Source organism: Roseateles puraquae (assembly GCF_002205845.1).
Lineage (GTDB): Bacteria > Pseudomonadota > Gammaproteobacteria > Burkholderiales > Burkholderiaceae_C > Pelomonas > Pelomonas puraquae.
Genome location: NZ_NISI01000003.1, coordinates 1 through 25532 on the forward strand (window position 1 = coordinate 1; position 25532 = coordinate 25532).

General features: G+C 61.5%; 18 protein-coding genes. 2 read left to right on the top strand and 16 right to left on the bottom strand.

Annotation, left to right across the window (positions count from 1 at the left end; translation table 11 throughout):
* Positions 1-1261 precede the first annotated feature (1261 nt).
* From CDO81_RS09930 to CDO81_RS09990, 16 genes are all read right to left on the bottom strand, one after another.
* Positions 1262-1564, bottom strand: coding sequence for a hypothetical protein (locus CDO81_RS09930; protein WP_088483056.1), 303 nt, complete (start codon positions 1562-1564; stop codon positions 1262-1264).
* 181 nt (positions 1565-1745) lie between these two features.
* On the bottom strand, positions 1746-2138 hold the full coding sequence (locus CDO81_RS09935) for a hypothetical protein (protein ID WP_088483057.1): 393 nt from the start codon (positions 2136-2138) through the stop codon (positions 1746-1748).
* 379 nt (positions 2139-2517) lie between these two features.
* Complete coding sequence (locus CDO81_RS09940) at positions 2518-3090, bottom strand: hypothetical protein (protein ID WP_144397190.1); 573 nt, start codon at positions 3088-3090, stop codon at positions 2518-2520.
* Positions 3087-3926: a hypothetical protein gene (locus tag CDO81_RS09945; RefSeq protein WP_144397191.1), complete on the bottom strand. Its 840-nt coding sequence runs from the start codon at positions 3924-3926 to the stop codon at positions 3087-3089. Before CDO81_RS09945 ends, CDO81_RS09940 begins: the two co-directional genes overlap by 4 nt.
* A gap of 10 nt (positions 3927-3936) precedes the next feature.
* The gene (locus tag CDO81_RS09950) at positions 3937-5811 is read right to left on the bottom strand and encodes a GspE/PulE family protein (RefSeq protein WP_241516943.1); all 1875 of its coding nucleotides are present in this window, start codon (positions 5809-5811) and stop codon (positions 3937-3939) included.
* Positions 5811-7037: a type II secretion system F family protein gene (locus tag CDO81_RS09955; RefSeq protein ID WP_088483060.1), complete on the bottom strand. Its 1227-nt coding sequence runs from the start codon at positions 7035-7037 to the stop codon at positions 5811-5813. The genes CDO81_RS09950 and CDO81_RS09955 overlap by 1 nt, the downstream gene beginning before the upstream one ends.
* A 13-nt stretch (positions 7038-7050) precedes the next feature.
* A complete protein-coding gene (gene gspG, locus CDO81_RS09960) occupies positions 7051-7521 on the bottom strand; it encodes a type II secretion system major pseudopilin GspG (RefSeq protein ID WP_088483061.1) in 471 nt (156 codons plus the stop codon).
* Positions 7518-7994 carry a type II secretion system protein gene (locus CDO81_RS09965; RefSeq protein WP_144397192.1) on the bottom strand — a complete coding sequence of 159 codons (477 nt, stop codon included), beginning with the start codon at positions 7992-7994 and terminating at the stop codon, positions 7518-7520. The genes gspG and CDO81_RS09965 overlap by 4 nt, the downstream gene beginning before the upstream one ends.
* Positions 7995-8007: 13 nt before the next feature.
* Complete coding sequence (locus CDO81_RS09970) at positions 8008-8460, bottom strand: type II secretion system protein (RefSeq protein WP_088483063.1); 453 nt, start codon at positions 8458-8460, stop codon at positions 8008-8010.
* Positions 8460-8963, bottom strand: a complete 504-nt coding sequence (locus tag CDO81_RS09975; protein WP_088483064.1) for a prepilin-type N-terminal cleavage/methylation domain-containing protein — start codon at positions 8961-8963, stop codon at positions 8460-8462. The genes CDO81_RS09970 and CDO81_RS09975 overlap by 1 nt, the downstream gene beginning before the upstream one ends.
* Positions 8963-11242: a type IV pilus secretin PilQ gene (locus tag CDO81_RS09980; protein ID WP_158218227.1), complete on the bottom strand. Its 2280-nt coding sequence runs from the start codon at positions 11240-11242 to the stop codon at positions 8963-8965. Before CDO81_RS09980 ends, CDO81_RS09975 begins: the two co-directional genes overlap by 1 nt.
* 64 nt (positions 11243-11306) lie before the next feature.
* Complete coding sequence (locus CDO81_RS27565; protein WP_158218228.1) at positions 11307-11855, bottom strand: hypothetical protein; 549 nt, start codon at positions 11853-11855, stop codon at positions 11307-11309.
* A 50-nt stretch (positions 11856-11905) separates the two neighbouring features.
* Positions 11906-12538, bottom strand: coding sequence for a hypothetical protein (locus tag CDO81_RS27570; protein WP_144397194.1), 633 nt, complete (start codon positions 12536-12538; stop codon positions 11906-11908).
* Between the two features lie 178 nt (positions 12539-12716).
* On the bottom strand, positions 12717-13322 hold the full coding sequence (locus CDO81_RS27575) for a hypothetical protein (RefSeq protein ID WP_144397195.1): 606 nt from the start codon (positions 13320-13322) through the stop codon (positions 12717-12719).
* 257 nt (positions 13323-13579) lie between these two features.
* The gene (locus CDO81_RS09985; protein WP_088483066.1) at positions 13580-17701 is read right to left on the bottom strand and encodes an RHS repeat domain-containing protein; all 4122 of its coding nucleotides are present in this window, start codon (positions 17699-17701) and stop codon (positions 13580-13582) included.
* A 90-nt stretch (positions 17702-17791) separates the two neighbouring features.
* Positions 17792-24229 carry an FG-GAP-like repeat-containing protein gene (locus CDO81_RS09990; protein ID WP_088483067.1) on the bottom strand — a complete coding sequence of 2146 codons (6438 nt, stop codon included), beginning with the start codon at positions 24227-24229 and terminating at the stop codon, positions 17792-17794.
* 262 nt (positions 24230-24491) lie between these two features.
* Between CDO81_RS09990 and CDO81_RS09995 the strand changes: the two genes are divergently transcribed.
* Positions 24492-24884: a hypothetical protein gene (locus tag CDO81_RS09995; RefSeq protein ID WP_088483068.1), complete on the top strand. Its 393-nt coding sequence runs from the start codon at positions 24492-24494 to the stop codon at positions 24882-24884.
* 24 nt (positions 24885-24908) lie between these two features.
* Complete coding sequence (locus CDO81_RS10000) at positions 24909-25508, top strand: hypothetical protein (protein ID WP_088483069.1); 600 nt, start codon at positions 24909-24911, stop codon at positions 25506-25508.
* The last annotated feature ends 24 nt before the right edge of the window (positions 25509-25532 follow it).

Here is a 25532-nt window from a genome sequence, read left to right on the forward strand (position 1 = left end):
GCTGTTCATCCGTTCTCCTGTTTGGGTTGCGGGAGGTCTCGACAACCCCAGCTTCCCAAATCAGGGACGGATGAACAACCTATCGGAACGTCACATCTAGCAGCCCATTCAGCGGTTGGAGACCGAACAGTTCTTCCAAAAGTCTTTCGGACCGGCTCGGTGCAAGCTGGGATCCCGTGATTGAGGTGCCGGACTCCGCCGATAGCCGGCTGAGGAGCGCTCCCGATGCGCAGACAGTGACATGCTTCCAGCTTTCGTAGCCTGCGCTTCTGGCAGCTACTTCCAGGGAAGCTCTCCACGAGAGCGAAGGGGTGTTCAGCCGCTTGGCGTCGCGCTTGATGCGGTCGACCAACGTGATATTCGTAGGGATGTGGCGCATGAATTACTTCCATTCAACACGCGAATGAGTCCGGTGTCCTCTGCCGACCTCCGTCGCGGGTGGAAGTTCATACGAAACGTGCAAGCGGTCGTCCCAGCGTACCGGGTGGGCCAAGGAGGACAGCGGGCGTCGACCAACGCCATCCCGAAAGTCTATGGATTCTGTCGACTGTCGGCAAGGGCGACGGACTCTTACGTCGGATCGGCTGCGCCGGTCGGCAAGGACGGCCAAACTCCACCCGCTAACGTTCCATTACCAGGCAAAATGACCAGATCAAAGCTGTCTAGGCAGTCGCATGCAGTAGTCTGTGACCGAGGCCATCCCCACAGCCTAAACAGAAGTACTGTCCCGGACGCCGGCGCTGCCATTGCCACGTGCGCTCGCATTCGGCCTATTCACAGCCCGTGCATCGCAATGGTGGAGTCGCGGGACTACGGCGAGCCCGGAGGACCTCCCTTGGGCCGCAACCGCCGGTGTAAGGGACTGAGGTCACTTCTCCCAGCCAGGGCATTTGCCGTTGGCGTCACGGGGACCGCCGGGGCCACCTCGCGAGCCGCAGCCCGAGTCGCCGCCACCGTTACCAGCATATCCACCATTGTCGCCGCCGCGCTTGCCACGACTGCCGCCGCTGCGTCGACCGGCCCGGCCACCCTTGGCATGCGCATCCGCCGCTGCGACCGCCCCGGCCGCAAGCATGCTAAGCACGAAGAATCTGCGTGTCGTGTCTGCCACCGACTGCCACCAGCGCGAAGGTCCAGAGCACCCTTGCATAGGCTGCCTCGGCCGCAGCGGTCGTCTTCGCAGCAAGTCGCTCGTTGTACTCCCACCATTTACCAATTGACTCGCGAGCAGGGGTGAAGGCGGCTCGCGCCGGTCCGAACGTCAGTCGCCGAGCTTCCTTGGCCTGGTTCGGATCGGCCAAAGCCTGAGCTGAAGCAGCAAGCACTTTGTCTTGTGCGGCAAAGTACGCAGCCGCACCTTCTTGAGCCTTGACCAGGAACGACCGATCCGCAGCGTCAGCGACGAGCGGCTCATACGCCTTAAGTTGGTCGAGTACTCGGCGTAGGCATTGATGGACCTTGCCTGCTGCACGCCAACGATTGCCATCATCAGCAAAAGCACGAGGACCAACCCAAAACCAAGCGACAAGCGCATTGCGATCCGCAGGTTGTTGAATGCCGTCATGAGAGCTCCTTGGTCGAGTGATGAGCCTGATCTGCGCGGTTGACACTCAGTGTCGCCACGTCAATCACTCCTGTGCTCCTGCCGCAAATAGCAGCAGGCTTAGGTTGATGCGTGGGTCAGATTTGGATGGAAATTACCTGGCCGGCAGGGTCACTTCGACGCGGAAATCAACATTCGCAAGTCAGCCGTGGCGAACTGGCCGCTCGCGCGCTAGCGGCTCAACGCTTTGCCGCAGTTCTGCTTCAAACGCGTCGCTGATGTGCCGGGCGTGGCTATCAATCAGCTTGACGGTGGCCAATGTGGTCTGATCAGCCCGAGAGCCGCTGACAGCCAAAGCCGCCATCCGAGTCGCTTTGATCAAGTCACGCGCAGCTGCGAGTTGCTCACTCGCGGGGCGGTCCATCATGATCGTCATGCGAAGGATCTGCACTAAGCCCTCGAGAGCTTGCACGTGCCCGTGAAGCTGCTGTTGCCAAGTCTGACGCCTAGCGGTGCCGCGCTTCAGCTTGCCGAGAAGCGCTTCCATATCGAAGATCTCTTCGACAATTCGCGCGGCTATTTCTTGCGGATTCATAGGATGCTGGGGCTCCAGGCGCAAATGTTAGTGCCATCCGCTCACCGGGCCACTGCTGGCCCATCTCATGCGGTCCAGCTGCATCTGCCGCTACCATGCGCACAGACAAAAATAGAACGGGCATGAGCAGCCCCAGTCCCAGCCTCACGGGCCACCCTATCTCCAACTCATGCGCCCCCTGGGAGAGGGGAATACGCGAGCTACGCATCGGAACCCTCGGGGACCGCCAAGGGCGATGACAACGTTTATGCTTGATCCGCAGATCCGCCCTTGGCGCCGGAGTTTGGGGATCGACAAGATGTGCCGGGACGACGATCCGCCAAAAATTGCATCGTCGATCTGCCCCTGTCTTAGTCTTGCTTGCCGTTCGGCAGGGGAACTAACGCCACACAAGATCCGCGCGCATGCTGACCGGCAATTCGTTGCCGGCTGAATCAGAAACTATGCTCTTCGGGGCTGCAGAGTCCGTCCTTTCGCCTACCGCCCGCTTCACCGAGCTGGCGGATTGCAACTCCCATCGTGGCACTGTCTCCTGCTCTGCAAGCCTTTCGAGAAAGAGCTTCAAGGCTTCTGCCGATGAGGCTTCGACAACCGCAGTCCCGCTTCCTTCCAAGGCATTGACGGTCAACGAGGTGACTCTGACGCCCGGCACATCGATTGACTCGAGCACCCTGAGCGCAGAATCGAGCGGGAATTGGGAGATGGCCACCATATCAGCGATCGCTTCTAGGTAAGGCTGTGGCAGGAGTTCAGCCTGCTTTCTAGCCTTGAGCTGACTGACTTTTGCCTCCAGCTCTGCATTCTCACGCGACAGCCGCTCAGTCTCGACTCGCACCTGCCAGCTCGCCCAACCTAGGTAAGCGGCGGTGATCGTCAACGCGGCACAAGACACCCACATACCCGCAGAGCGCCACGGAAAACGTGGTCGGAAATCGATGTTCAGTGGCTTCACGCAACGATCTCCGTGATTCGCTCCAGGTCGATTGCTTGGACCCTCAACAGAGCTTGCAGGGGCAGCTCAGTCGAGCCTAGGTCGACAGCAGCTTCTGCAACCTGCGGCTGACTACCCTGCTCAACTCCAGGCGCACTGAAGCGCATCTGATAGGAGTTCATGGGTTCAACCTCTAGCCCGGACACCACTCGCATGACTGCGTGACTCTGACTCGCTGCGTCCAAGCCGCGATCAATCGTCAGTGCTGCGGCGAACCCATCCGTGCTGCCCTCAGTTCGTGTCGCATGCTGCGGTGCGCCTGCGAGTAACGTTATGGAATCGTCATCCTGCACTAGGAGCAGATCGAGCGGCGACGGTACAGCGCTGACCTCCGACGTTGCAACTTGCAGCGCTAAAGACCAAACCGGTTGAATCGACGCCAGTCGTATCTTTCTCAATGACCGAATCGCCGCCACGAGGCTAGTCAAGTCCTCCTGAGCCACAGCCGCGCCGAACTGGTGGTTCCTGCCTCCCTCCGCTCCCCCTGATAACAGCGGCGACAGCCATACCTGCAGGGGCTCCGCGAGACCGGTGCGAGCCTTGGCGGCTGCATCGATCGCAAGACGTTGCTCCGCTACCCGCAGCGCGGGCAACTCTGGCAGCAGGAACGGGCGGCAGATACCGCCGGTAAGGTAAACGTTGATCTGCGTTCGGCGCCACCACGTACCGCCAGTGCTGGAACGTAGCCACTCCGTCAGTGACTTCAGCGTCTCGGCACGTGCGAGCCCGCTTTCTGAATGCAAAAGCGCATCGTGTCTACATACTGACCAAGCAGTCCGGCCCAGCAGCACGTCCAAGGTGCGACCATCAGTACCATCCGACGACACGCTTGATCTCCTCCGTGGTTGTCATCCCCTCCGCAATCAGGCGTGCGCCCTGCTCGGCAAGGGACAGCACGCCTGCTTGCATGACATGCTCCCTCAACTGCGAGACCGGCGCGTTCAAGGTGACGAGGTCACGCAAACGGTCATCGACGCGGTGCACCTCGGCAATCACCAGGCGGCCCCGATACCCTGTCTGCCGACACTCGGAGCAGCCCGCGCTCGTTGGCACCCGCTGCAGTGGCCGCTTCATCGCAGAGAGCCACTCTGCCTCGCGAGCATTCGGAACACGGGAAGTTGCGCAGTGCGGACACACGCGGCGGACGAGTCTTTGCACGATGACCCCGTTGAGTGCCGACATGAATCCGAACATATCCAGGCCAAAATGCTTGAACCGCCCGGTGACATCGAACACGCTGTTGGCATGGACGGTCGTGAAGACCTGGTGGCCTGTGAGTGCGGACTGAACAGCGATCTCAGCCGTCTCCGCATCTCGGATCTCGCCGACCAGGATGCGATCGGGGTCATGCCGCAAGATTGAGCGCAGCCCGCGCGCAAACGTCAGCCCCTTCTTCTCATTGACGGGAATCTGAAGCACCCCACTCAGCTCGTACTCAACGGGGTCTTCGATGGTGATGATCTTCTCGTCGCCGGTGTTCACCTCCGACAGGATCCCGTACACCGTCGTCGTCTTGCCGCTGCCTGTGGGCCCGGTGATGAGCATCATGCCGTGCGGCAGTTCCGACAAGTTGCGAATGGCTTGAACGCTCTGCTCGTCAAAGCCCAGCAAGTCCAACGACACGGCGACGTCAGTCGACCTCAACTGGGCCTTGTCGAGCAATCTCAGGACGGCATCCTCACCGAACACGCTCGGCATGATCGACACGCGCAGATCCAGTTCACCGCCGGCGAAGCGAAACCTGAACCGGCCGTCTTGCGGCACTCGCCGCTCGGTGATGTCCAATTGAGCGAGCACCTTGATTCTGGAGATGACTTCTTCGGCGCGCTGCATGCCTGAGATGGACGAGTGATAGGTCATCACCCCGTCCTGGCGCAGCTTGACCGTCATTCCCGAACGGCTGTATTCGAAGTGCACATCACTTGCCCCAGCGACAAAGGCGGAGTGAAGCGCCTGGTTTACGAAGGTCACAACCTCCGCAGGCTGATGGTCTTCCTCCATGACCACGATACCCTGATCGAAGCCATACCCCTCCATGGCTTCCAGCCGGTCCATCTCGTCATCACCGGGAGCCGCTCGGATGCCGCGACCAAACGGTAGAGAGGAGGATTCCGAGTCACCTGCGGCGGTGGTTCGCCCAGCTGTTGCACCTGACGCCTCGCGCTCCAGGATCCCCAGCCTCGCTGTCGCGGCGTTGACCCAAGGGTGCAGCAGGCGCGCAGGTAGTGCCACAAAAGCACCGGCGGCCTCAGCACGGAGGACCGCTGTGGCCTGGGCGCTGATATCGGCATCCCATGGGTCGGCTGCGCCGACCCAAAGGGCTTCACTCGCTCCATGTTTCAAAGGCACCATCCCAACCGCGACGAGTTCGCGCAGCGCGGGGTGGTTCAGCCACAGCTGATAGCCCTCATCGTCGAACGTGGCTTGTACCCCGCTGGCCGCCAGCAACACCGCTGCAAGATCCGCGTGGGAAGGGCTCTCGACTGGGTCCGCCTCTGCCATGGCCAAGGGCCGGAGCACCCGCAGGAGCCGATCCAATACGGTCTCCCCCGAGCCGCGTTCGCGCCTGGCTTGCCTGATCGCTCGGCGAACTTCTGAAACAGTGAGCTCGCGCGCTGGAGCGGGCTCCGGCACTGGAGAGCGGTCCTTCACAGCCACAAGATCCACGGTTTGCTCTTGCATCATCGGATCGTGCTCGCAATGTCGAACACAGGCATGTACATCAACAGCACCACAGACCCGACGAGGGCAGAGACCAGGAACAACATCACTGGCTCGACAACCCGTGTGGCTCGCTCCACGAACAGGGTGAAGTTGGACGAATGCCGGTTCGCGATCACTTGAAGGATCTGATCGAAGTTGCCGGTCCGTTCGCCAACGGCGAGCAGCCGCGTCGTCACCTCATCGGTCAGCCCCGCTGCGCGCAATGAGGCCGACACACGGCGCCCATGAACCAGGTCAGTTCGAACGGCACGCAGCCTGGGCCGCAGCGCAGGATGAATCTGCAGCTCGGCGCACAACTCAACCGTCTCGGCCAACGCGTAGCCACCCCGGGTCATCAAGGCCATGGCCTGGTACAGCTTGGCCAAGCTCAGTTCGCGCAATTGCGCCTGCAGCAATGGAATTCGATCCGCAGTCCACTGAATGGCTACCGCGACCCAGCCGCGCCGCCAGGCCCAAAGCCCACCGATTGCCAGTGCCGCGAACATCGCCATTGCCACGGGAAAGTGATCGTGTAGCAGGCTGCTCGACTGCAGCAAGAGCTTGGTTGCCGGCCCGACTGAACCCGGTCGATTCGCATACACCTGAGCGAACCGCGGGATGACGAACACGAGCAGGAAGAATGTGATCGTCATGCCCAAGCTGAACACCAGGGTCGGGTAGATCGCCGCACTGATGACCTTGCGACGCAGGTTGTCCAAGAGCTCGTGATACCGGAGGTAGTCATCCAACGCATCGATCAGGTTGCTGGTGCGCTCGCTGGCCTTGACGCTCGCCGTGAGCACCGCAGGAAACGCGCGGGTTGACGCCATCGCGTGGGACAGCGACATACCGGACTGCAGGTTGTGCACCAGTTGCCGGTGAACCAGCCGGCGAAAGCCCTCGGGAGATTGGGCTCTGAGCGTGTCCAAGGCTTCGACCACGGTCATGCCAGCCGCCAGCAGGGTACGCAGCTCTCGGCACCACCAGGCCACGTCGAGCCGTTGGTCTTTGGAGGCTCCCGAAACCAGCTGGGCACCCGACGCGTCCGCCCCCCCGCTCTTCGACTGCCGCAGTGCGCCGAGCGCCAGCACGGTCAGCCCCTCGGACTCGAGCCTGGCACGCGCTTCACGGGCGGAGGTAGCCGTGACCTGTCGCTCCTGAACCTGGCAGGAGCTCGGATCGAACAGCTTGGCGGTGAAGTCCACGGGCGGCCGAGCTTCAGGGACCAGAGTTCAGGAACACGGCGCCGCCACTGCCGTCAGCCGCGCCTGTCTTGGACGGTCCAGAGCTGAACAGGTCGTAGTCGCGGCCGGGTCGGCCCGGGAACGCGTACTGGTAGGGCTGGCCCCAGGGATCATTCCCGACGGCACTTTGCAGATAGGGCCCCGCCCACTGTGGCGCGGACGGTGGGGCCACGGTCAGTGCCGCCAGACCCTCTTGCGTCGTTGGGAAGCGCTTGTTGTCAATCCGAAAGGCCTGCAATGCCTTGTCGATGGCGGCGAGCTGAGCACGAGCGGCCGTGATTTCGGAGGTCGCCATCTGGCCAAGCAGACGAGGCGCCACGATGCCGGTCAGCAAGCCAATGATCAGAATGACCACCAGCATCTCGAGCAACGTGAAGCCGCGCGACCTGCTTTGTGGGGCTGGCAGTCCGCGCTGCAGGTGCTGGTCAAGTTGAAAGCTTCTCATGGCGGGGCTCCTGTGATCGAAAGCGTGAAGTTGGTCAGTTTGGGGTCGGCAAGGAACAACCAGTCCGAGTAGCGCCGGGCATCGGCGACGGGCGCCAGGGGCGATGCGGGACCCAGCGGCTGGGCGTAGTTGACGCTGAAGACGCCCACGATGCCGCCGTTGCTGTCGAAGGCAAGCCCCCAGGGCTTGTCCGGCTGCAGGGGGTCCGGGTAGACCTTGCGCATGTGGCGCACCACGCCCGCATAACGGGGATCACGCGCCAGCCAATCCAGGGTCTTGGGGTAGCGCTTTAGGTTGCCCGGCGCTGAGTCGTAGTAGCGCTGCAATGCGGCCGCATACATCCGCCCGACGATCAGCAGCTCTTGTTCCTTGTCTCGCTGCACTTGCGCGGTGTAGCGCGAGCTGACCAGAGATAGCCCGGCAGAGGCCAGGGCCACCAGGCCGAGGACGATCAGCATGGTGAAGCCGCTCATGCGGCTGATCACTTCACCACGACGCATAGGGCGTCCCATCAGATCCAAGGCCAGAGGCCGTCGAATGCACATCGCCCACCCCAGTCAGCGCGCTTCCGTCCGGCGCGGGCACGGTGGGCGGCATCCCGGACTGCCAGCTCACCAAGGCGGCCGTGGGCGGCGAAGTCAACCAGGTCACAGAGCTGCCAGTCATCGGGTCGACGGGGATGCTCGACAGGTAGCCCAGAGCCACCAACTCCGGCAGCGTGGATGGGTATCGACCCTTGTCCGCGGCGAACTTGTCGATGGCATCTCGCATGACCTTGAGGTCCTGCCGCAGCGTGACCTCTCGGCTGCGATCGATGTGCTGGATGTAGCGAGGCGCAGCAACGCTCAGCAGCAGCGCGATAGCCGTCATCACCACCAGCATCTCGATGACGGTGAACCCGCTGGTATGAATACGTGAGCGTGAGGTGGTCGTCAGCATCACCAGTCCTTGAGCCACGTCCCGTCCAGGGCTTGTTGCTTGGAAAGCGAATAGACGTCGTAAACATCAGCCCCGGGAAGGGGCTTGGCAGCCTCGGAAAGGTAGCTGCGCAAGCCCCACGTCTGCTCCGCAGGGAGTTGGGGGGCAGCAAACGGGTCGCGAGGCACCCGTCTCAAGAAGCGGATCATTTGGCCGCCAGAGCTCGGCCGTGGGTCCGGCATGAGCTGCGTCAGTGCGATCAACGACGGCGGACAAAGGGAAACACCCTCCGGCGCGCCTCCATTGCCCGCAGCGCGAACCACTTGATAGGCGTCGATCGCCGCGCGAATCTCTCTAAGGGCGACCTTCAACTCTTGCTCGCGCTCCCGTTGCACGGCGATTCGCGCGAGCGGCATGGCCATCGTGGCGAGGACTGCCATCACGGTCAGCACCACCAAGAGCTCAACGACGGTGAACCCTTGTCGGCGGTGCTTCCATTGTCGGCCGCTCGAGGACGCGCGCATCACGGTAGTACCTTGACCAACAAAGGGGCCGGCAAAGGCTGAGCAGGCGCCGGCGCTTCCAGCGTGAGCGGTATGGCGCGCGTCACGCGGATTTCTGCACCGTCGCTTGGGTCCAATGCCTTGAACCGCAATGTGGCCACCTTGTCTTGACCCTGCGCGCCCGTGGCCTGGATACGGATCACGCCCAAGGTGACACGACCGGAACTGGCGTCGATCGTCTTGGAGAACTTCGTCTCTGCACCGCCCTGCTTGAAGAAGGGCTCCTCCATCGCATCGACGAAGCCGAACCGCGCGGGGTCAAAGCTCACTTCTGCGGGCAGGCCGCGCATGGGCAGTGGCGACTCCAGCGCAAGCTGAACATCGAAGGTCTGCCCTGACTTGACCTGGGTAGGCCCCAGCAATTGCAGCTTGAACGAGCCCGCGGTAGTGACGGACTCAGCCGTTGGCGTGGAGGGCCGGGGCGATCCAGCCTGGCTCGCTTCCGGGCTCTGCTGTGCCTTGGGTTTCGGGGAAGCCTCTTCGGCGGCTGGCGCGACGCTAACCCCGCCGTAGGGGCGAAGCCGCGGCGACAGCTCTGTGCCCACCCAAGTCTCGGCTTCGTGCGCCAAAGGTTGGCGCACGTTTCGCAGAACGCGTGGCGTCACAGCGAGCACCAGTTCCGTCTGGTTGTTGACGTCCTGGTGATCCGCAAAGAGCCTGCCGAGAATGGGGATCTCGCTCAGCCCCGGCCAGCCCGTCTTGCTGGATTCACGATTACGGCTCAATAGGCCAGCCAGCAGCTGGGTTTCTCCATCCTTCAGACGCAACACCGTGGTCGCGTTGCGGGTGCTGATTTGGTAGGCGGTACTCCCGCCGCTTGATTTGACCGCGGCGCCCAGCGTGCTCACCTCAAGTGCCATCTTGATGGCCACCTCGTCGTTCGGAAAGATCGTGGGCTCCACGTTGAGCTTGAGGCCGACGTCCTGATAGCTGATGCTCTCCGAGACAAAACCCCCGGTGCCGATCGTTGACGTGACCACCGGGATCTTGTCGCCAATCATGACGCTCGCCTTCTCTCGATTGCGAGCCCGCAGCTTCGGGTTGGCCAGCGTCGTGACATCGCCTGACGAACTCTTGGCGTTGACGGTGATGCCGCCGACGCTGGCCTGGACATGTCGGCTGTCCACGTTGCGCAACAGGTCGTACAGCGTGATGCCGGTAGCGGTCGATCCCGAAGAGCCGCTGCTCGACTGACCTGTGGTGATCGGCGTCGTCGGCAGCGGCGTGAGCGAGAAGGTGGTCGGTGGGCTCACACCCAGCTGCAGCAGCCGATTGGTGGTGACTTCGAGCACCTCGACGTCGAGCAGCACTTCGGGCTCGTTGGCATCGAAGACTGCGAGCAGCTTTTCGGCCAGCATGATGTTCTCTTTGGAGTCCCTCAATGCCAGGACGTTCGACTTCTCATCGACGTAGGGATCCTTCACGCGCAGCATGGCCTTCAAGAAGTTGCTCGCGGCGCGTACGTCAGCGTTGGCCAGATAGAACACCCGGACAACTTGCTCCTGGTGCTCCTTCTGCTTTTCTGGGGTAGCGGGGTAAATGAGGACCGTCTTGCTGTCGAGCACTTTCTTCGCCAGCTGGTGCGTGTTGACCAGCAGGTCGAGGGCCTCCTCGACGGGCGTGTTCTTCAGGAAGACGGTGACTCGGATTTCCGGCTTCACCGCAGGGTCGAGCACAAAGTTCAGGCCGCTGCTGCGTGACACGACGTCCAGCACAGTGCGCAAGTTGGCGTCCCTGAAATCTAGAGAGATCGGGCGCTTCTCCGCCAAAGACGATTGAGAGGAGGCGATCTCCTGCTCACGCTGCTTGGCGCGCAGCTCACGCTGAGCAGCGAGCAGTCCAGGGTGTGCAGGCGTATCTCGCAAGGCCTGCTCCGCCAGCGCCAGCGCCTGAGCAGACTTTCCAGCCGAGGCGAGCGACTCGACTTGGTCCAGCCTGTCCTTCTGAGTGACAGCGAGCGCCAAACTGGCCAGGCGCTCCTGAACTCGGCTGTTGGCCGGCTCCAAGGTCAGGGCGCGCTGCAGGGTCTCACTGGCCTCTTGAAAGCGACCTGCAGACTCGGCTGCCCGGGCTTTGTCGATGAGCTCACTGACGAGCTGTGTGCGCAGGGAGAGCTCACCCACTTTCAGCGTGACGCTATCTGGCCGCTGAGATCGCGCGCGTGCCAAGTCGCCCATGCCCTCCTCGAGCCGGCCCTGGGCGATCGATTCTTCGGCTTGGCGGCGCTGTCGTTGGTCCATGGCGCATCCAGCGACCACCAGTGCGCAGAGGGTGCTCACCATAAGGCGGAGCCACGGCGCAGTATCAGGGAAGCGACGCATCGGCATCGGGAATACGGATTTCAAACGGGGTGCTCGTGGCGATGTGCACGATGGTGATGTGGGTCTTCTGGATGTCGACGACGCTGAAGCCATCGTCGAGCAGGCTGCCTCGCGAAACGGTCACATCCTTGTCGCCTTTGCTGATGAGTACCAGCCGCTTGCCATCGGGGTCCGTCAGTTGTCCCAGGTACCGATAGCTCATCACGGGAACAACGACCGGCGCGACGGTGGGCGTAGGTTGAGTTACTGGTGATGCGGGTACCGCGGCGATGGGCATAGTTGATGGCAGCGAGGCTCGAAAGGGATCGCCGATGGCACTGCTCAATACCTGGCGCGCTAGAGAGTCCGGCCACCGTTCGATGGCTGGTGCCTTGGCCCTCGTTGGGCGAGAGTCGGCTGCGACTGCTGCCGTGGCAATCGATGGCGGCAGGGACTCGCCTAGCCGATCAACCATTGCAACCCGCGCACGCGCCGCAGGCGGAATGAGCGACTGAGGCTTCTCTGCCTTCGGGCTGTCGGTGAAAACGAGCACGCCAAGAGTGAGCAAAAGCACTCCGCCGAGCAACCAACGTAGACCGGTTCTCATGGCGTCGGCGAGGACCGTGCCGGCTGGGTCGGATTAAAGTCGGTGCTCCATGCGTGAAGGCTAATGCTGGCGATGACCGTGGAGCCTTCCGCCTGCAACTGGAGGCGCCCCAGCCAAAGGTCGGGAGACTCAACAAGAATTTGGGCGAGGAAAGTTTTCAAATCGAGATAGCCACCGCTCAATCTCAAATCGAAAACGTATTTATGCAAACCAGACCGTGACAGATCTTGAGTAAGTTTAGATTGTTCCGCACGCAGCAAATTTAAGCTATTTGTGACCGCCATTTTTTGGATCTTTGTAAGTATTCCACTCACATCGACCGAATGGGGAAGTGCGCTTGCAAGTTTGCCGGAAAAGGGGGCTGCGGGAAATTCGCCTTCTAGACGAACCTGTAATAGTTCAAGCTGGACTTGAGCAGACCGCACATCGTCACGTCCATGAAGCTGGTCCAAAAGAGTAATGCAAACCAAAACGGTCAACAGCAAACATGCCGCAAGCAGCCAAGCGGGAGATGCAACCCAAGGCAACGGCTTCCACAGCCCGACATTCACGGGTGCGTCGGGAGTCCGCTTCACTTGCTGCCAAAGCAATACCACCGGACGAGTAAGGGGTGTAAAAAGCTTCGACATGTTTACGCTTTGAGCCGCCCATTCGCTACAGGGAAGGGAATCTTCACTATGCTATCCCCAAGTCAAAGACTATCGCTCCAACCTTTGCCATTTAATGTAAGTGGACCATCTGTCACGGCCAACACACCATCAATTCCCCCGGCCGAGCGTCAAATGAATAACAACAACGTCCTCCACTTTAACTGGAGGCTAGAAATCCAATAATTTCGTCCTCAAGTGTCGGACACACGAGCGAATATAGATATGCGTATGCTGCAAGGATAATCCGCAACTGCTCCACCCCATTAATTTGGCTGTACGCCCAGTCAAAGCCATTTACGACCTGTCCGAGTCGCAAAGTGACGAAGGAAGAATCGCGCAGGGAAAGATCGACGCTTGGCTCGCCCTTAAAACTTTCAGATGCCAGAAAGCAACGAAGCCGCAAGGTGTTCCATCTGGCAATATCTCCAGAGCGCTCCCGCGGCCAGTTTGCTAAGAGCCGCTTGTTTTCCGCGGACCAGCATACATGCCACGGACCACACAAATGTCTTGATACAACTGGAAAACCTGTCGATGAAAAAGCAAGATTCGATGAAAATCCAAGCCTTGAAAACTCTTCGGTTAAAAGAGACTCAAAGTATTTGGAAAACAATGTCTCACTTGAACGGATAGCTGGTCCCCACCGTGCCTCTTCTTCAATCCTGGTGAGCACGAATCTTTCGGTGCGTCTTGCTTCCAGAACTTTCAGCAACTGGATGCCTTCGGAGTCATCGAACCGAGTACCCCATGGCTTCAGTTCGGCCAATCTTCGAGTCTCCGCAGGCTCAATCAATCCAGTAGGGCTAGCGAAGATGTAACTCGACCGTTCTCTGACGTATGCGGGAAGTCGACCCAGCTCGTCTCCGAAGCAGCACCCAACCTCAAACCGGTTCCACTCATCGAATGATGAGAACCCCAAATCGAATAGTCGCTCTCGAACTGCCAATCCTGCCACTTTGAGCCACAAGTGCTTTAGTAGAGCCACTTGCGCCGCTGGTGAAATTAGATATGAATCAATGGGCTTCATGGAATCGGAATCAGCGGCGGCATAGGAATCGGCGCAGTTGGCGGAAGTCCGTCCGTTGCAGATTTTCTCTTGAAGAACGACTCCCAAATTTTCTTTAGAGTCGGCGTTTCATCAACGATATCGTAGCCAATCAAGCCGGATGAGCGAGTGGGGTTGAAACTGAAGGTAGTCTCCACTCCCATAACCGTTCCATACGCGAGAATGGAAGGGTCTCCACGGAAAACTGTAAAACTGTTGCCAACGGTCAGCCGAGGCACACCATCCTCTCCCGCAGAAGAGGTTATGTAGCGGTTCAATTGTTTCTCTGCGTCCAGTTGGCAAGCGGCGTCAGCCAAACATCGATTTGTCTTAACTTCAAAGGTCTGTCGGTCCTTATTTACAAGATCCGCACGCCCGTCCAACAATATATCCCAGAAAGATCCACGATTTACCAACCACGTATCTGCCCCGTCCCGGGCGTTCAGCCTATCGGCCAAAGCATAAGTTGCCTCAGTTCCAGCCCAGGCGTGGGCAAGAGAATTAAATATGTAACCAAACGCCGCGCTATTCGCCCCGTTGGCGAATTTGCCGCCTCCAAGGACAGACACTGTTCCTCCTACGACCATTCTCACCGCAATTGATTGGACATTGAATTTATTCAGTGAGGCTGGACCATAGGAGGTAATTGCTTGCGATAAGCCCGCCGCAAGTGCCCCAGGTCCGCATTTGTTTCCTGCGGCTGAGCTGGTTATGCAGCCCACGACTGCGTGTACCGCCACCGCTTGCCAGCTCCGCTCCCCCCAACCGCCCACACCTCCAAGACCCTCTGTAATGAAACTCCCTGCACCATAAAACGCTACTGCCGTAAATGAGCCCTGCAGCGCCCCCTTGAGATTCCCGGAAGAAATTGCGCTGCTGGTGAAGCCCGCCACTGCGGCGTTTGCCCAGCCACTCTCGAAAAGCGCTACACAAAGGGTTCCTTGACAGGCAGGGCCGAGTATCCATGCTGCGGCTAGCGACGCGGCGATTCGCAAGGTGCTGTTATTGAATAGTCCCGGAAGAATCTTGTGCCCGAAAAGGCTGAGATAGCCACTTGGATCTGTACAGGTCAAGGGATTGTTATGGCAATATCCGTAGCGGTTGTAGTTCTGCAGGTTGGAGAGATCCTGGATGAAAGGATCGGCCTGCAGGAAGACACCCAGGTTGGCGTCATAGAGCCGGCCGTTCATGTGCACGATGCCGACGTCGTCCAGGTGCTCGTGGCTGGTGAAGCCACGGTCGGTGCCGGCGTTCTGGGTACTGACCCAGTCCACGATGAGCGCACCGAAGGGGTCATAAGTGCCGCTGGTGTAGCGGCGCTTGCCGAAGGGGTCGTAGGCGTAACGCTGGGTCACCGCGCCGCCGTGATCGGTCGTCGTGATAAGGCTACCCAGGTGGTCCTTGTGCCAATACTCGACCTTGACGAGCGTCACGCTCGTGAGCGCTGCGGGTGTGGTCTGACTCGCGGCCAGCGTGGGCAGCGCGCCGGTTTTCACCAGCACGCCAATGACCTGGCCACCAGCGCTCAGGTAGTGGCGGTTGCTCACCGTGCCGCTGGGCGCGACCTCGCTCTCGAAGGCCAGGCCGCCTTGGTTGTCGGGGTGGTGATACCACGTGGTCCGGGTGCCGGTGCTGTCCTGGCGGGTCTCGCGGATGCGCGCATGGTTCTCGTCGTACTGCCAGCTGTATTTGGGCAGACCGTTGACGCCCTGCAATCCCGCGCCGCCGTCAGGCAGATTGAAGCTCGTGTAGCTCAGGCTGCGGTACTTGCCGGTGCTGGCGCTGATGAGGTTGCCGTTGGCGTCGTAGCCATAGGTGGTGTTGAGCACACCAGCCACGCTTTGCAGCGCGTGAGGCTTGCTGCCCGGGCCGCCGCCCTGGGCGTTGTAGGTGTAGTTGGCGACGTCGCTCTTGTAGAGCAGCATGCCGAGGGCGTTGTACTGCAGGGTGACGCTGCGGCTGACCGGGATAGCTGGCGCATCGACCCGGTACCCGGTGAGCCGGTTCAGTTGATCGTCGTAGCTGAAAACCTCGCTCACAGCCCCTGTGTTGCCATCACCGTTGGCGTCGATGCGAGACTGCAAATTGCTAAGACTGTCCCAGCTGTAGGTCTGGGCAAGTACCGTGTCGTTGACCCCTGCAGTCAGCGATTTGATGCGGCCGGTCGCCGCCTCGAATGCGGCTCTGTTGACGATGCCGTTGCCGTAGACCTGCTGTTCGACCTTGCCCCAGGCGCCCACGACCTGCGCTTGCCACAGCACCGCACCGGCAGCCAGGCTGGTGCCGGCGGCCGTCTGCCCACTCGCGTTGGGGAGCGGCGCCACGGTGGCGGGGGTGTTGAGCTGGAGTTTCTCCAGGAAGCCCAATTGCGTCGTGTAGCTGTAGCCGACCTGCACACCCGTCGGGTAGGTCTGGGTCTGCACACGTCCCCGGCTGTCGTAGCTGACGCTGCTGGCAAAGCTCGGGCCGTTGTTGATGCTCGTGCGACTGCTAGTGGGGCGGCCCAGGCTGTCGTACACGTACTGCCGACTCACCCCGTTGCTGGTACCGCTCTGGCAGAGCTTGCCCTTGCCCTGGTTGGCATTGGCGTTCATGCACGAGCTGCCGTCGGCATTGGTGTCGTAGCGCCAGGTGCTGATGTACTCGGGCTCGCCGCGGCTGGTCATGCGACCGAGTACGTCGTAGACCATGGTGGTCTCTGAGCCTTGGGCCAGTTGGTTCGGGCTTTGTTGCCAGACGAGCTGCCCCAGCGCGTCATAGTCGTAGTTCCAGGTACCGGTGTCAGGGTCCTGGAGCTTGGTTTTGCGGCCGCGGTAGTCGTAGCTCAGCGTGGTGAGGTTGCCCAGCGCATCCTTGGTCTGCACGAGGTTGCCGAAGGCGTCGCGCTGGTGGAGGAGCGTGGCACCACTGGCGTCCGTCACACGCACGAGCTCGCCCAGCGCGTTCTTGTCTTCCTTGCGGGTCTGCCCCTTGTCATTGGTGGTCGTCGTCGCCAGGCCGACGTAGGTGTAGGTGGTCTGCGCCACGCGACGGCTGCCATAGCTGCCGAAGCTCTGGGTCCCGCCTCCACCATTGGGGTCGGCCACGAAGATGGTGGTGGGGCGCCCCAGCACGTCCACCACGATCTGGCTCAGGCCGACGTCGTTGCTGCCACTGGTCGTCGAGCTGCCACTGCCTGCAAAGTAGGCCTGGGTCTCAATGCTCTTGACGCCATAGGGGCTGTAGACGGTGTCTTTGTAGGCGAGTGCGCCTGACTTGCCCGAGGCCTGGGCCGTGCCGTCGAAAGCTTGCGTGACGCTGCGCACGTCCCGACCCATGCGGTCTTTGTAGACGCGCACGAAAGGGCCGATCTTGTTGTTGCTCGAATCCCAGGGCTCGGTGTGAACGAACGCCACGGCGTCGGCCGGGGCGTCGGCACTGCCACTGGGGCAGCTCAGGGGATCGCCGTTGGACACACTGCTGTTGGCAGTCGTGTCGAGACCGAGGCCGCTCAGCGTGCAGTAGGCCGTGACGGTGCGGGTGCCATCGGCACGGGTCTCCTGCGTCACACGACCGAAATCGTCGACCTTCCAGCTGGTGGGGATCTGGTTCGGGCCTATCAGGCTCAGTGGCGCACCGTAACGGGGGTCGTAGGTCTTGGTCTCGGTGTGGTTGAGCGCATTGGCGCTGCTGGAGGGGAACAGGCCTGCAGGCACGGCTACGTTGATCGTGCTGCCATTCACGACGATGGCTTGGCTGGCAACGGCTGCAAAGGTGCTGGTGTTTTTGCGTTGGGTGAACTGGGCCCGGCCCGTAGCACCGGCGCAATTGGCCGTCTCGGCGCTGATCTTGTTGCCGTACGGGTCGTACGCGTACGTCGTGACCACGCACAACTGCGGGTTGCCCGGCTCAACGATCTCGCTCTTGAGCAGCCCCGCCCAGGCGCCGTCGCTCACGCCGTAGTACGCAAAGCTGCTCGTGCGGCTGTAGCTATAGATGTTGGCCGGCGATTGCGCCTGCGCCCCTGTTGGACTCAGCCAGTAGGTGAGCAGGATGCCCAAAGCCAGGAAGCATCGACCCGCACTTTGCCTCCGTGCCGGAACGGCCTTGGTCTTGAACATCGCTAACCCTCCCTCACCGCATCTCTTTGAAACTGGTCCGCGTTGCTTGACGCTCCGGACCTCAAGGCGTTCACACACGCAGGTTGTCCATCACCGGCAGATACCGTTGGCTGGCGCATACCGATTGAGCGATGAGCCCGTCGTCGAGCCCGCCGACATCGACAACACAGGCGCCACGCTGTAGTTGTTGTCCGTGCAGTCAGGCGTCGGCGCACTGACGATCACCGTACAGTTACCGCCAGCCGCTACGGACCCATTGACCGCGCAGGTTCCGCCTGTGATCACCGCGCCCATCGGGTTGCCGATGGCACCGAAGCTCAAACCAAGCGACGTCACCACCTGCGCTGACGCATTGGGGTTGGTGAAGGTCCAGGTGGACCCAGAAGGGCCGGAAGCGGTGAAGCGCTGTATCACCACGGCAGACACCGTCAGGCTGGCTGACTGCGAAGCCGTCGCCCCAGCGGCATTGCTGCTCGTTACCGTGCAGGTCGCAGTACCGGCACTGCTGGTGCCAACGGTGATGCTGCCGCTAGTGCTCGAGCCCGTGGCGGTTGCCCCGGCCCCAGAGCAGCTCACAGTGGCCGAACTCGCGTTCGCCGTCGTCCAGGTGAACGTGCTGCTGCCGCCGACAGCCACAGTGGTCGGACTGAAGGAAGCGCTAGTCACACTCGGCGCAGCGTACGCCGTGTGCGTCGCACTGCGAGTTGCCTGCGCACCACCAGCGCCGTAGGCAGTGACGGTGCATGTGCCCGTACCGGGGCCGCTAACAGGCAGGTTAAGAGCTCCGTTCACTGGGACCGTGGCGTTGTACGAAAGGACGCCTGTGCACACGACAGAGGCCGACGTTGCGTTACTAGTTGTCCACGAGAAGTTGGGGACGCTTCCGGTTGCTGTCGACACGGCTGGGCTGAAGACCGCAGTGTTCACGGTGGGTGCTGCTGCGACGGTCAGGCTGGCGCTGCCCGTGGCCTGGCTGCCGGCAGCGTTTGTCGCCGTCAAATTGCAAGCCTGAACGCCGGTGCCGCTGGGCGTGAACGTCGAACTACCGGACGGTGCATTCACCCCGACGGGCGGCGACCAACTTCCGTTCACACCGGAGCATGAAATGCCCATGCTGACTGCGTTCGTACTGGACCAACTCAATGTGGACTGCCCGCCGATGGTGATCGTTGAGGGACTCCAGCTTGCACTTGGCACCGTAGGTGCGGCCACGATATCGAAGGTCTGTGAACTGCTTACCGTGCCGCCTTGAGCATTCGATGCGGTCGCGGTGCAGGTGAGCGTCGCGCCGGCAGTGGAGCCGGCCACATACATCCCGTTGACCAAAGAAGTCCCGGTGTAGGTGCTGGACTGGTTGCCCGTACCCGTGCAGGACGCGGTCACAGACGTTGCACCGCCACCAGCGTTCCAACTGAAGATGCCCTGCTGCGGCACACCTGCCGTCACATACTGCTGATTTCGGCTGGTCGTGAGGGTGGGCACCGGTACTGACGCACTCAGGCTAGCAGATCCTGTCGAGGTTGCGCCTGCAGCATTGCTGCTCGTGACGGTACACGTGGTTGTCCCGGCGCTGGACGGTGTGACCGTGATGTTGCCGCTGAGGCTCGAACTCGTGTTGGTAACGCCCGCGCCGGAACAGCTCACTGAGGCTGAGCTGGCGTTGGACGTCGCCCAGCTGAAGGTGCTGCTGCCACCCAACGTCACGCTGGTTGGATTGAAGGAAGCGCTGGTAACGCTCGATTCGGCATATGCCGTGTGCGTCGCGGAAGCTGATGCCTGAACGCCACCGTTGGATGCGGTCACAGTGCATGTACCTGTGCCTGGTCCGCTCACGGGCAGGTTCAAGCTCCCGTTCAAAGCGACCGAATCGTTGTACGAAAGGACACCGGTGCAAACGACCTTGGCCGATGTCGCATTGCTCGTGTTCCACGCAAAGTTCGGGACGCTACCTGTGGCTGTCGACACGGCTGGACTAAAGATCAAGCCGCTCACCGTGGGAGCTCGCACAACGTCAATGTTGAAAGAGCCGGTGGCGTTCCCGCCAGTCCCGACAGCGGTCACCGTGCAAGAGCCCTGGCCAATCGTGGCGCCCGCGGTCAACGTGAGGCTGCCGCCGGTAGCGGTCCCCGTGCCCGACCCGCTGACAGCACCACTGCAACTCGCCGAAGACGACGTGGCGTTGCTCACGCTCCACGTGAACGTCGACGTGCCGCCGACAGCGACACTGGCAGGGCTGAACGTGCTGGTACCGATCGTCGGCACACCTGAAGCGGCCACCGTCAGGTCTGCGGAACCGATCGCGGTGGCACCGCCCGAGCCAACAGCGGAGACCGTACAGGTGGCTGTGCCGGCACTGGTCGTGCTCACGGTGATCGTGCCGCTGGTGCCGGATCCGGTGGCAGTCGCGCCTGCACCCGAGCAGCTCACGGTCGCCGAGGCGGCGTTGGCGGTAGCCCAGCTGAAGCTGCTGCTGCTGCCGGCATTGACGCTGGTGGGGCTGAAGCTGGCTGAAGTCACACCCACGCTACCGGCGGGCGTTATCGCGAGGTCAGCGCTACCGCTGACCATCGCGCCGCTAGCACCTGTGGCGATCACGGTGCAACTGGCGGCCGTTGTGGCCACAGTGGTGCCGACCGTGATGTTGCCGGCAGTTCCGGTTGCCGTGCCGGTCACCGTCACACCGGTGCCTGCACAGCTCACGCTGGCCGACGTGGCATTGGTGGTACTCCAGTTGAAGTTGCTGCTGGTGCCAGCCACGACGGTCGCAGGACTGAAGCTCGCGGCGCTCACACCCAGCCCGTTAGGCGCGGTGACGGTCAAGGGCACGGTGGTGCTGGTGGTCGTGGCACCGGCGCTGGACACCGTGAAGTAGCCCGTGTAGGCACCCGCGACAGCCGATGTGCGCATCGTGACCGTGCCGCAGTTTGTCGTGTTGGCTGCACAGCTGGCCGGTCCGTTGACGACCAGAGCTGCGGAGCTCGTGGCGTACGTCAGGTTGGAGGCATTGGTGGTGCCGCTGTTACCAAGTTGGCACTGGTACGAAGCAGACGCGGGGCTGAGGGTCGGCGTGGTACTGGAGCAGTTGCTGAGCACCAAGTTCAGCGGGCTGCTGACAGCCGGTCCCGAGCCCGAGGTCGCGGTTGCGAAAGTGCCGGTGCCGGCGCTGCTGGGGATGCTTGCCAAGCTATTCGGAACGGTGTTCGTAACCGTGGCCTGGTTCAAGCGACCGAGGATCCAGTAGCAGGTTTGGTAGTTGCTGCAGCTGGTGTTGTCCGTGTAGTAGGTGTTGCTCACGGATTTGGTGAAGGTCTGCGCAACGCCAGCAGTAGTGCCGGTCGTGGTGACACTGATCGTGGCCGGATCACCTGTCCCGTTGAAGACGTTCTGGGTGACCACGGTCGGCAAGGTCACACCCGCCAGATCCTGGCCTCCCTCGGTGCTCTGGTACAGATACGGCCGCGCTATCTTGCTGGTCAGAGGGCAATTGACGCTCGCGGAGGCTGCCGCGGTATTGCCCTGATCGCAGTAGGTGTTGCTAGTGCTGCTGAGCAAGGTCGACGCAGAGGTAGCGTTGAGTTTGCTCCGGTATGTCGAGGTCGTGGCTGCGACGCCGGTGTAGGGATACGTCTGTACGTAGGTCGTGTCCACCGTCAACGGAGTGCCGTCGGCACCGCTACGCTGGCGCAACACTTCGCGAAAGCCTAGCATGCCGCGGCCTCTGCGGTCGGCCTTCAGGCCTCGATAGCTCATCTCGGTGGTGACAGTGCTGCTGCCCACACCGGTGTCGTCCACCTGTGTGGCCACGACGTACATGGGCAAACTCAGATCGCTGGCATCGGACAGGGCAAACGCTGGTTTATCCAGGTCGCTCAGATAGCGAAGGCCAAAGCTGCTGTCACTCGCCAAGCTGTCAGGAACCGCTCTCGCCACTGTCGAGTTGCTCAGCGGGACGTAATACAGCTTGGATTTCAGCCCGGAGGGGCCAGTGACACTGACCAGCAGATCGGGCGGTGCCGGGTCGCCCTTGACGTAGAGCCGGTTCGTAGCTGTTCCGCCCACCGTTTGCAGACGCAGCATCTCCATAGAGCCGCGGCCCGTGAAGTCGCCAAGCAACACGGTCGCCGTGCCATTGCTGTTCTGCAGCTGGACGCCTGCCAAACTGAAGTTGGCAACCGTGGTAAAGCTGCCATCCCCGTTGCTCAGGTACAGGGCGTTCTGGGCCGGATCATCTTTCCAGCGAAGGATGTCTTGGCGACCATCACCGTTGAAGTCGGCAATGATGGTGCCGGCCGTCTGGGAAAATGGAAAGTCGCTATTCGTGATCAGCAATTCCTGCCCGGGACCTGTCAGATTGAAACTGGCGGTCGCAGAGGGGTTGAGAGTGCCATCCCCGACAAAGAGGGTCTGAGCGCTCGGCACCGCCAAGCCGTACAGGCAGTCCCCGCGACCATCACCGTTGAAGTCGATGGCAGTGGCGCAACCGGCCTGAGTGGCATCAGCCGACGGAGCGATGAAGTCCCCGTTGCCTTGAGACGTCCACAAGCCTGTGCCCACCAAGAGATCGGCGAGTCCATCGCCGTTGACGTCGAGCACATAGGGCTTGCGGAAATACTCGTAGAAGCCCCGCGAAGGGGCCCCGTAAACGCTGTGGTGCGCAAGGTTGGTCGTCGTCCATTCAGTGAAGACGCCCGACGCGCTGCCAAGATAAACGCGCGTGCAGATGATGCTCGCGCACTGCGTGGCTTCGCTCGGAATCGTCATCGTCCGGCTGTAACCAGGCAACTGCGTGGTCACGATGTCCAGGTAGCCATCACCGTTGACATCGATCAGGTGGAAGTTGGCGCCCGGCGTCTGGTCTGTCCCAAGATAGATGTCGCCGGGCTCCGTGCAATTCGGGTTGTAGGTGGTTGAGGCAGGACTCAAACAGTTGAACTGACGCGTCTTCTTGGCCGTGGTCTGTGTGAAGTCAATGCCGCTAGGCAAGTTGATGCTGGTAAAGCTGCCATCGTGCTTGCCCAGATACAGGTAATGCGTGAGTGGGGTACCACATGAGACATTGGTGTTGCTGGTCGATGTAGCCCGCATGACCCGCAGCAAGTCGGTGATGCCGTCTCCGTTGAAGTCAGCCGCAATCGTGTAATAGCAGCCATCGCTCTTGAAGAGGTTGACCGTCTTGATGTTGAAAGATGACGGCGTCCAAAAGCTGCCGTCTCCGTTGCTCAGGTACAGCTTGTTGTTGGATGGTGTGTCCGACCAGTAGAGGATGTCGGTCTTGCCGTCACCGTCGAAGTCACCGGTCAAGACACCATATGTCCCGTCGCCGAGCAGATCCTGCGTTGCCAGGCCGCCTGCGGCGAACCCGCCACTGGACTGGTAGCCGTCGCTGGTGCCCGCGGTGTAGGCCAGGTTGGTGGCTGGCAGGCACCGTGTGCTGGTCGGGCCGCCGGCGCAGTCCTGGATCTTGACGACACGGCTACGCCCGGTTACCGGGCCGTAGTCATACGTCAACTGTGTGGTGCGAACTGGTGTGCCGCCATTGGCGCCCAGTGTTGTGGCAGGACTGTTGACATAGGTCGTGATCGACTTGAGGCGGCGTAAGCTGACGTTCTTGCGGCCCTGCTGATATGCCTCGGACTTGTCGGTGCGCGCATCGTTGCCTTGCGCATCCAGGTCGTAGTTGAAGACCACCTTGTTGCCGCTGTACTGAATCTCCTGGATGTTCCATTCGTGGCCAAAGGTGGGCAATCCAGATGTCGGCCCACTCCCCCAACGAACATCCCTTTGCTCGTACTTGAAGTCAACAGCATTACCCAGTGTGTCGCTTATGCGCGCCACGGCCCAGGCCATGGGTGCCTTCCCTGGTGGAGCGATCAACGCCGATGTTGCACTCGGGCTACCCGACGCATCGCCGTACTCGTAGATCTGCCCCGCCTTGGTCCACACCTTGAAGTAGGCCGGGCCGCTCGCACCCGTGGAATCGCCGTTGGCATTACCGTACGCTCGGATCCGCGCGTACATGTCTTTCTCTGTACGGAACTCCCGATAGACATTGGCACCCAAGCCTTGCGCGTCGTTGAGCTGCGTAGTGACAGGCACGCCCACCGCGTTGTTGCCGCCGCTGGGCGCGGCGTTCCCGGATTCATCGGTCTGGATCAGTCGCTGCCCGTCCAGGCACAGTTTGTCACTTGCCACATAGGCAACGCCGACAGTCTTGCCGTCTTGCGCGAGCGTCGCCCCGCACCGAGTGATCACGGACAAGCCCTGGACACTCCAACCATGCCCAACGGGACCGTTCACGCCGCCACCCGCGTAAAGCAGGCTTAGCTTTGGCGCCATGCCTCCAACGCCGGGCGGCACCGCTATGGCTTGGCTGTAGCTCGGCGTTCCGCCGTCTCCAACTGCAACCTGCGCAATGGCGCTTGGCCAGAAAACAAAACCGCTCAACAAGGCGGCAGAACACACCAGTCCATGGCGCACGAATCGCACCAGGCATCGCTTGGGCATCTCAACTCCCTCGGCTTCGCGCATGGCCAAGGTGTTAACCCACCGCCTATGCGTCGACTTTGTTGCTATCGATGCTAACGAGCTTTTGTGTGAACAGCATGTACTCCCCACATGGGAGATTTCACCTATCCCATCAGGGAAACCCTAACGCTCCAGCTTAAGGCGTCGGGGGAGCAAGGCACCGGTAGCGCCGAGGCAAAGTCAGCAGCATCATGTGATCGCAGACCCTGTTGCGGCTTTCACGGCCGCGCGTGAACATCTCCCGAGACCAAAAGGAGGAGAAGTGATGGGAGAAGCCGATACGAATCCCCGCAGCAAGCGAGGGCTTTGGGAGTTCATCAAGTCGCCCGCTTGTGCGGCGATCCTCGGCCTAGCCGGCCTGCTAAGCGGATTGCTGCTCGGTGTCTACGGCTTGGTCGCTGAGCGTCAGGGGCAGCTAAAGGTCTCCCTGGTCTCGATATCCAGCGTGTTCGACGTGCATCAGCCCGTAGGCGGGCTGGATGTCTCGTATGAAGGCAGAAGTTTGCGGTCTGCGAAGAAGGCGCTCTGGTCGCTGTCCCTGGTTGTGCCCAACAGCGGCAATGCGGGCATTCGGCGCAACGACTTCGATGTGCGATCTCCTGGCGGCGATGCTGCTTTGGATTCACTGCACGAGCGCGTCTTCGTGCATCGCGCGTAGCTGTATCGGCAGCATGGCGACGAGTTGATCTACGGCCCTGGATCGGGCCTGCAGCAGACGGCTCGGCTGCGCGCCGGCCTGCCCCTCTTTCTGGCGCAGCTAGGCGTGCGCACGCTGCTGGACGCCCCGTGCGGAGACTTCCACTGGATGCGCACGGTGGACCTCGGGATCGAGGACTACATCGGCGTGGGCATCCTCGACGAGGTGATCGCCGCCCACCAATGGCGCCATGCCGGCCGCGGACGCCTCTTCCTGCGCCTGGACCTGATCCAGGACGAGCTACCGAGGGCCGACGCGATCCTGTGCCGCGACCTGCTGCCGCACCTGACCTATGCCGAAGTCTGGGCGGTGCTGAGGAACTTCCGCTCGACTGTTGCCGAATGTCTTATGACGACGACCTTCACCGGCCCGAGGACCAACCACGAAACCGCCACGAGGGGGATTGGCGCAATCCCAACCTGCAGGCCGCACCGTTCGACTTTCCTTCGCCGTTGTTCATGCCCGACGAGAAATGCACCGAGGCCGGTGGCGCATTTGCCGACGAGTGTCTCGCCGTGTGGCATCTCGACAAGCTGCCCCTGCACGAGTCGACTTAGCGAGCCGACTCCGCTGCTGGACAGATAACTTTGCCGGCTGCGCAGAAGCGCC

Coding starts and splice junctions, on each gene's coding strand:
- CDO81_RS09930 (WP_088483056.1), bottom strand. CDS start 1,564: ATGACGGCATTCAACAACCTGCGGATCGCAATGCGCTTGTCGCTTGGT.
- CDO81_RS09935 (WP_088483057.1), bottom strand. CDS start 2,138: ATGAATCCGCAAGAAATAGCCGCGCGAATTGTCGAAGAGATCTTCGAT.
- CDO81_RS09950 (WP_241516943.1), bottom strand. CDS start 5,811: ATGCAAGAGCAAACCGTGGATCTTGTGGCTGTGAAGGACCGCTCTCCA.
- gspG (WP_088483061.1), bottom strand. CDS start 7,521: ATGAGAAGCTTTCAACTTGACCAGCACCTGCAGCGCGGACTGCCAGCC.
- CDO81_RS09965 (WP_144397192.1), bottom strand. CDS start 7,994: ATGAGCGGCTTCACCATGCTGATCGTCCTCGGCCTGGTGGCCCTGGCC.
- CDO81_RS09970 (WP_088483063.1), bottom strand. CDS start 8,460: ATGCTGACGACCACCTCACGCTCACGTATTCATACCAGCGGGTTCACC.
- CDO81_RS09975 (WP_088483064.1), bottom strand. CDS start 8,963: ATGCGCGCGTCCTCGAGCGGCCGACAATGGAAGCACCGCCGACAAGGG.
- CDO81_RS09980 (WP_158218227.1), bottom strand. CDS start 11,242: ATGGACCAACGACAGCGCCGCCAAGCCGAAGAATCGATCGCCCAGGGC.
- CDO81_RS27570 (WP_144397194.1), bottom strand. CDS start 12,538: ATGTCGAAGCTTTTTACACCCCTTACTCGTCCGGTGGTATTGCTTTGG.
- CDO81_RS09985 (WP_088483066.1), bottom strand. CDS start 17,701: ATGTTCAAGACCAAGGCCGTTCCGGCACGGAGGCAAAGTGCGGGTCGA.
- CDO81_RS09990 (WP_088483067.1), bottom strand. CDS start 24,229: ATGCGCGAAGCCGAGGGAGTTGAGATGCCCAAGCGATGCCTGGTGCGA.
- CDO81_RS09995 (WP_088483068.1), top strand. CDS start 24,492: ATGGGAGAAGCCGATACGAATCCCCGCAGCAAGCGAGGGCTTTGGGAG.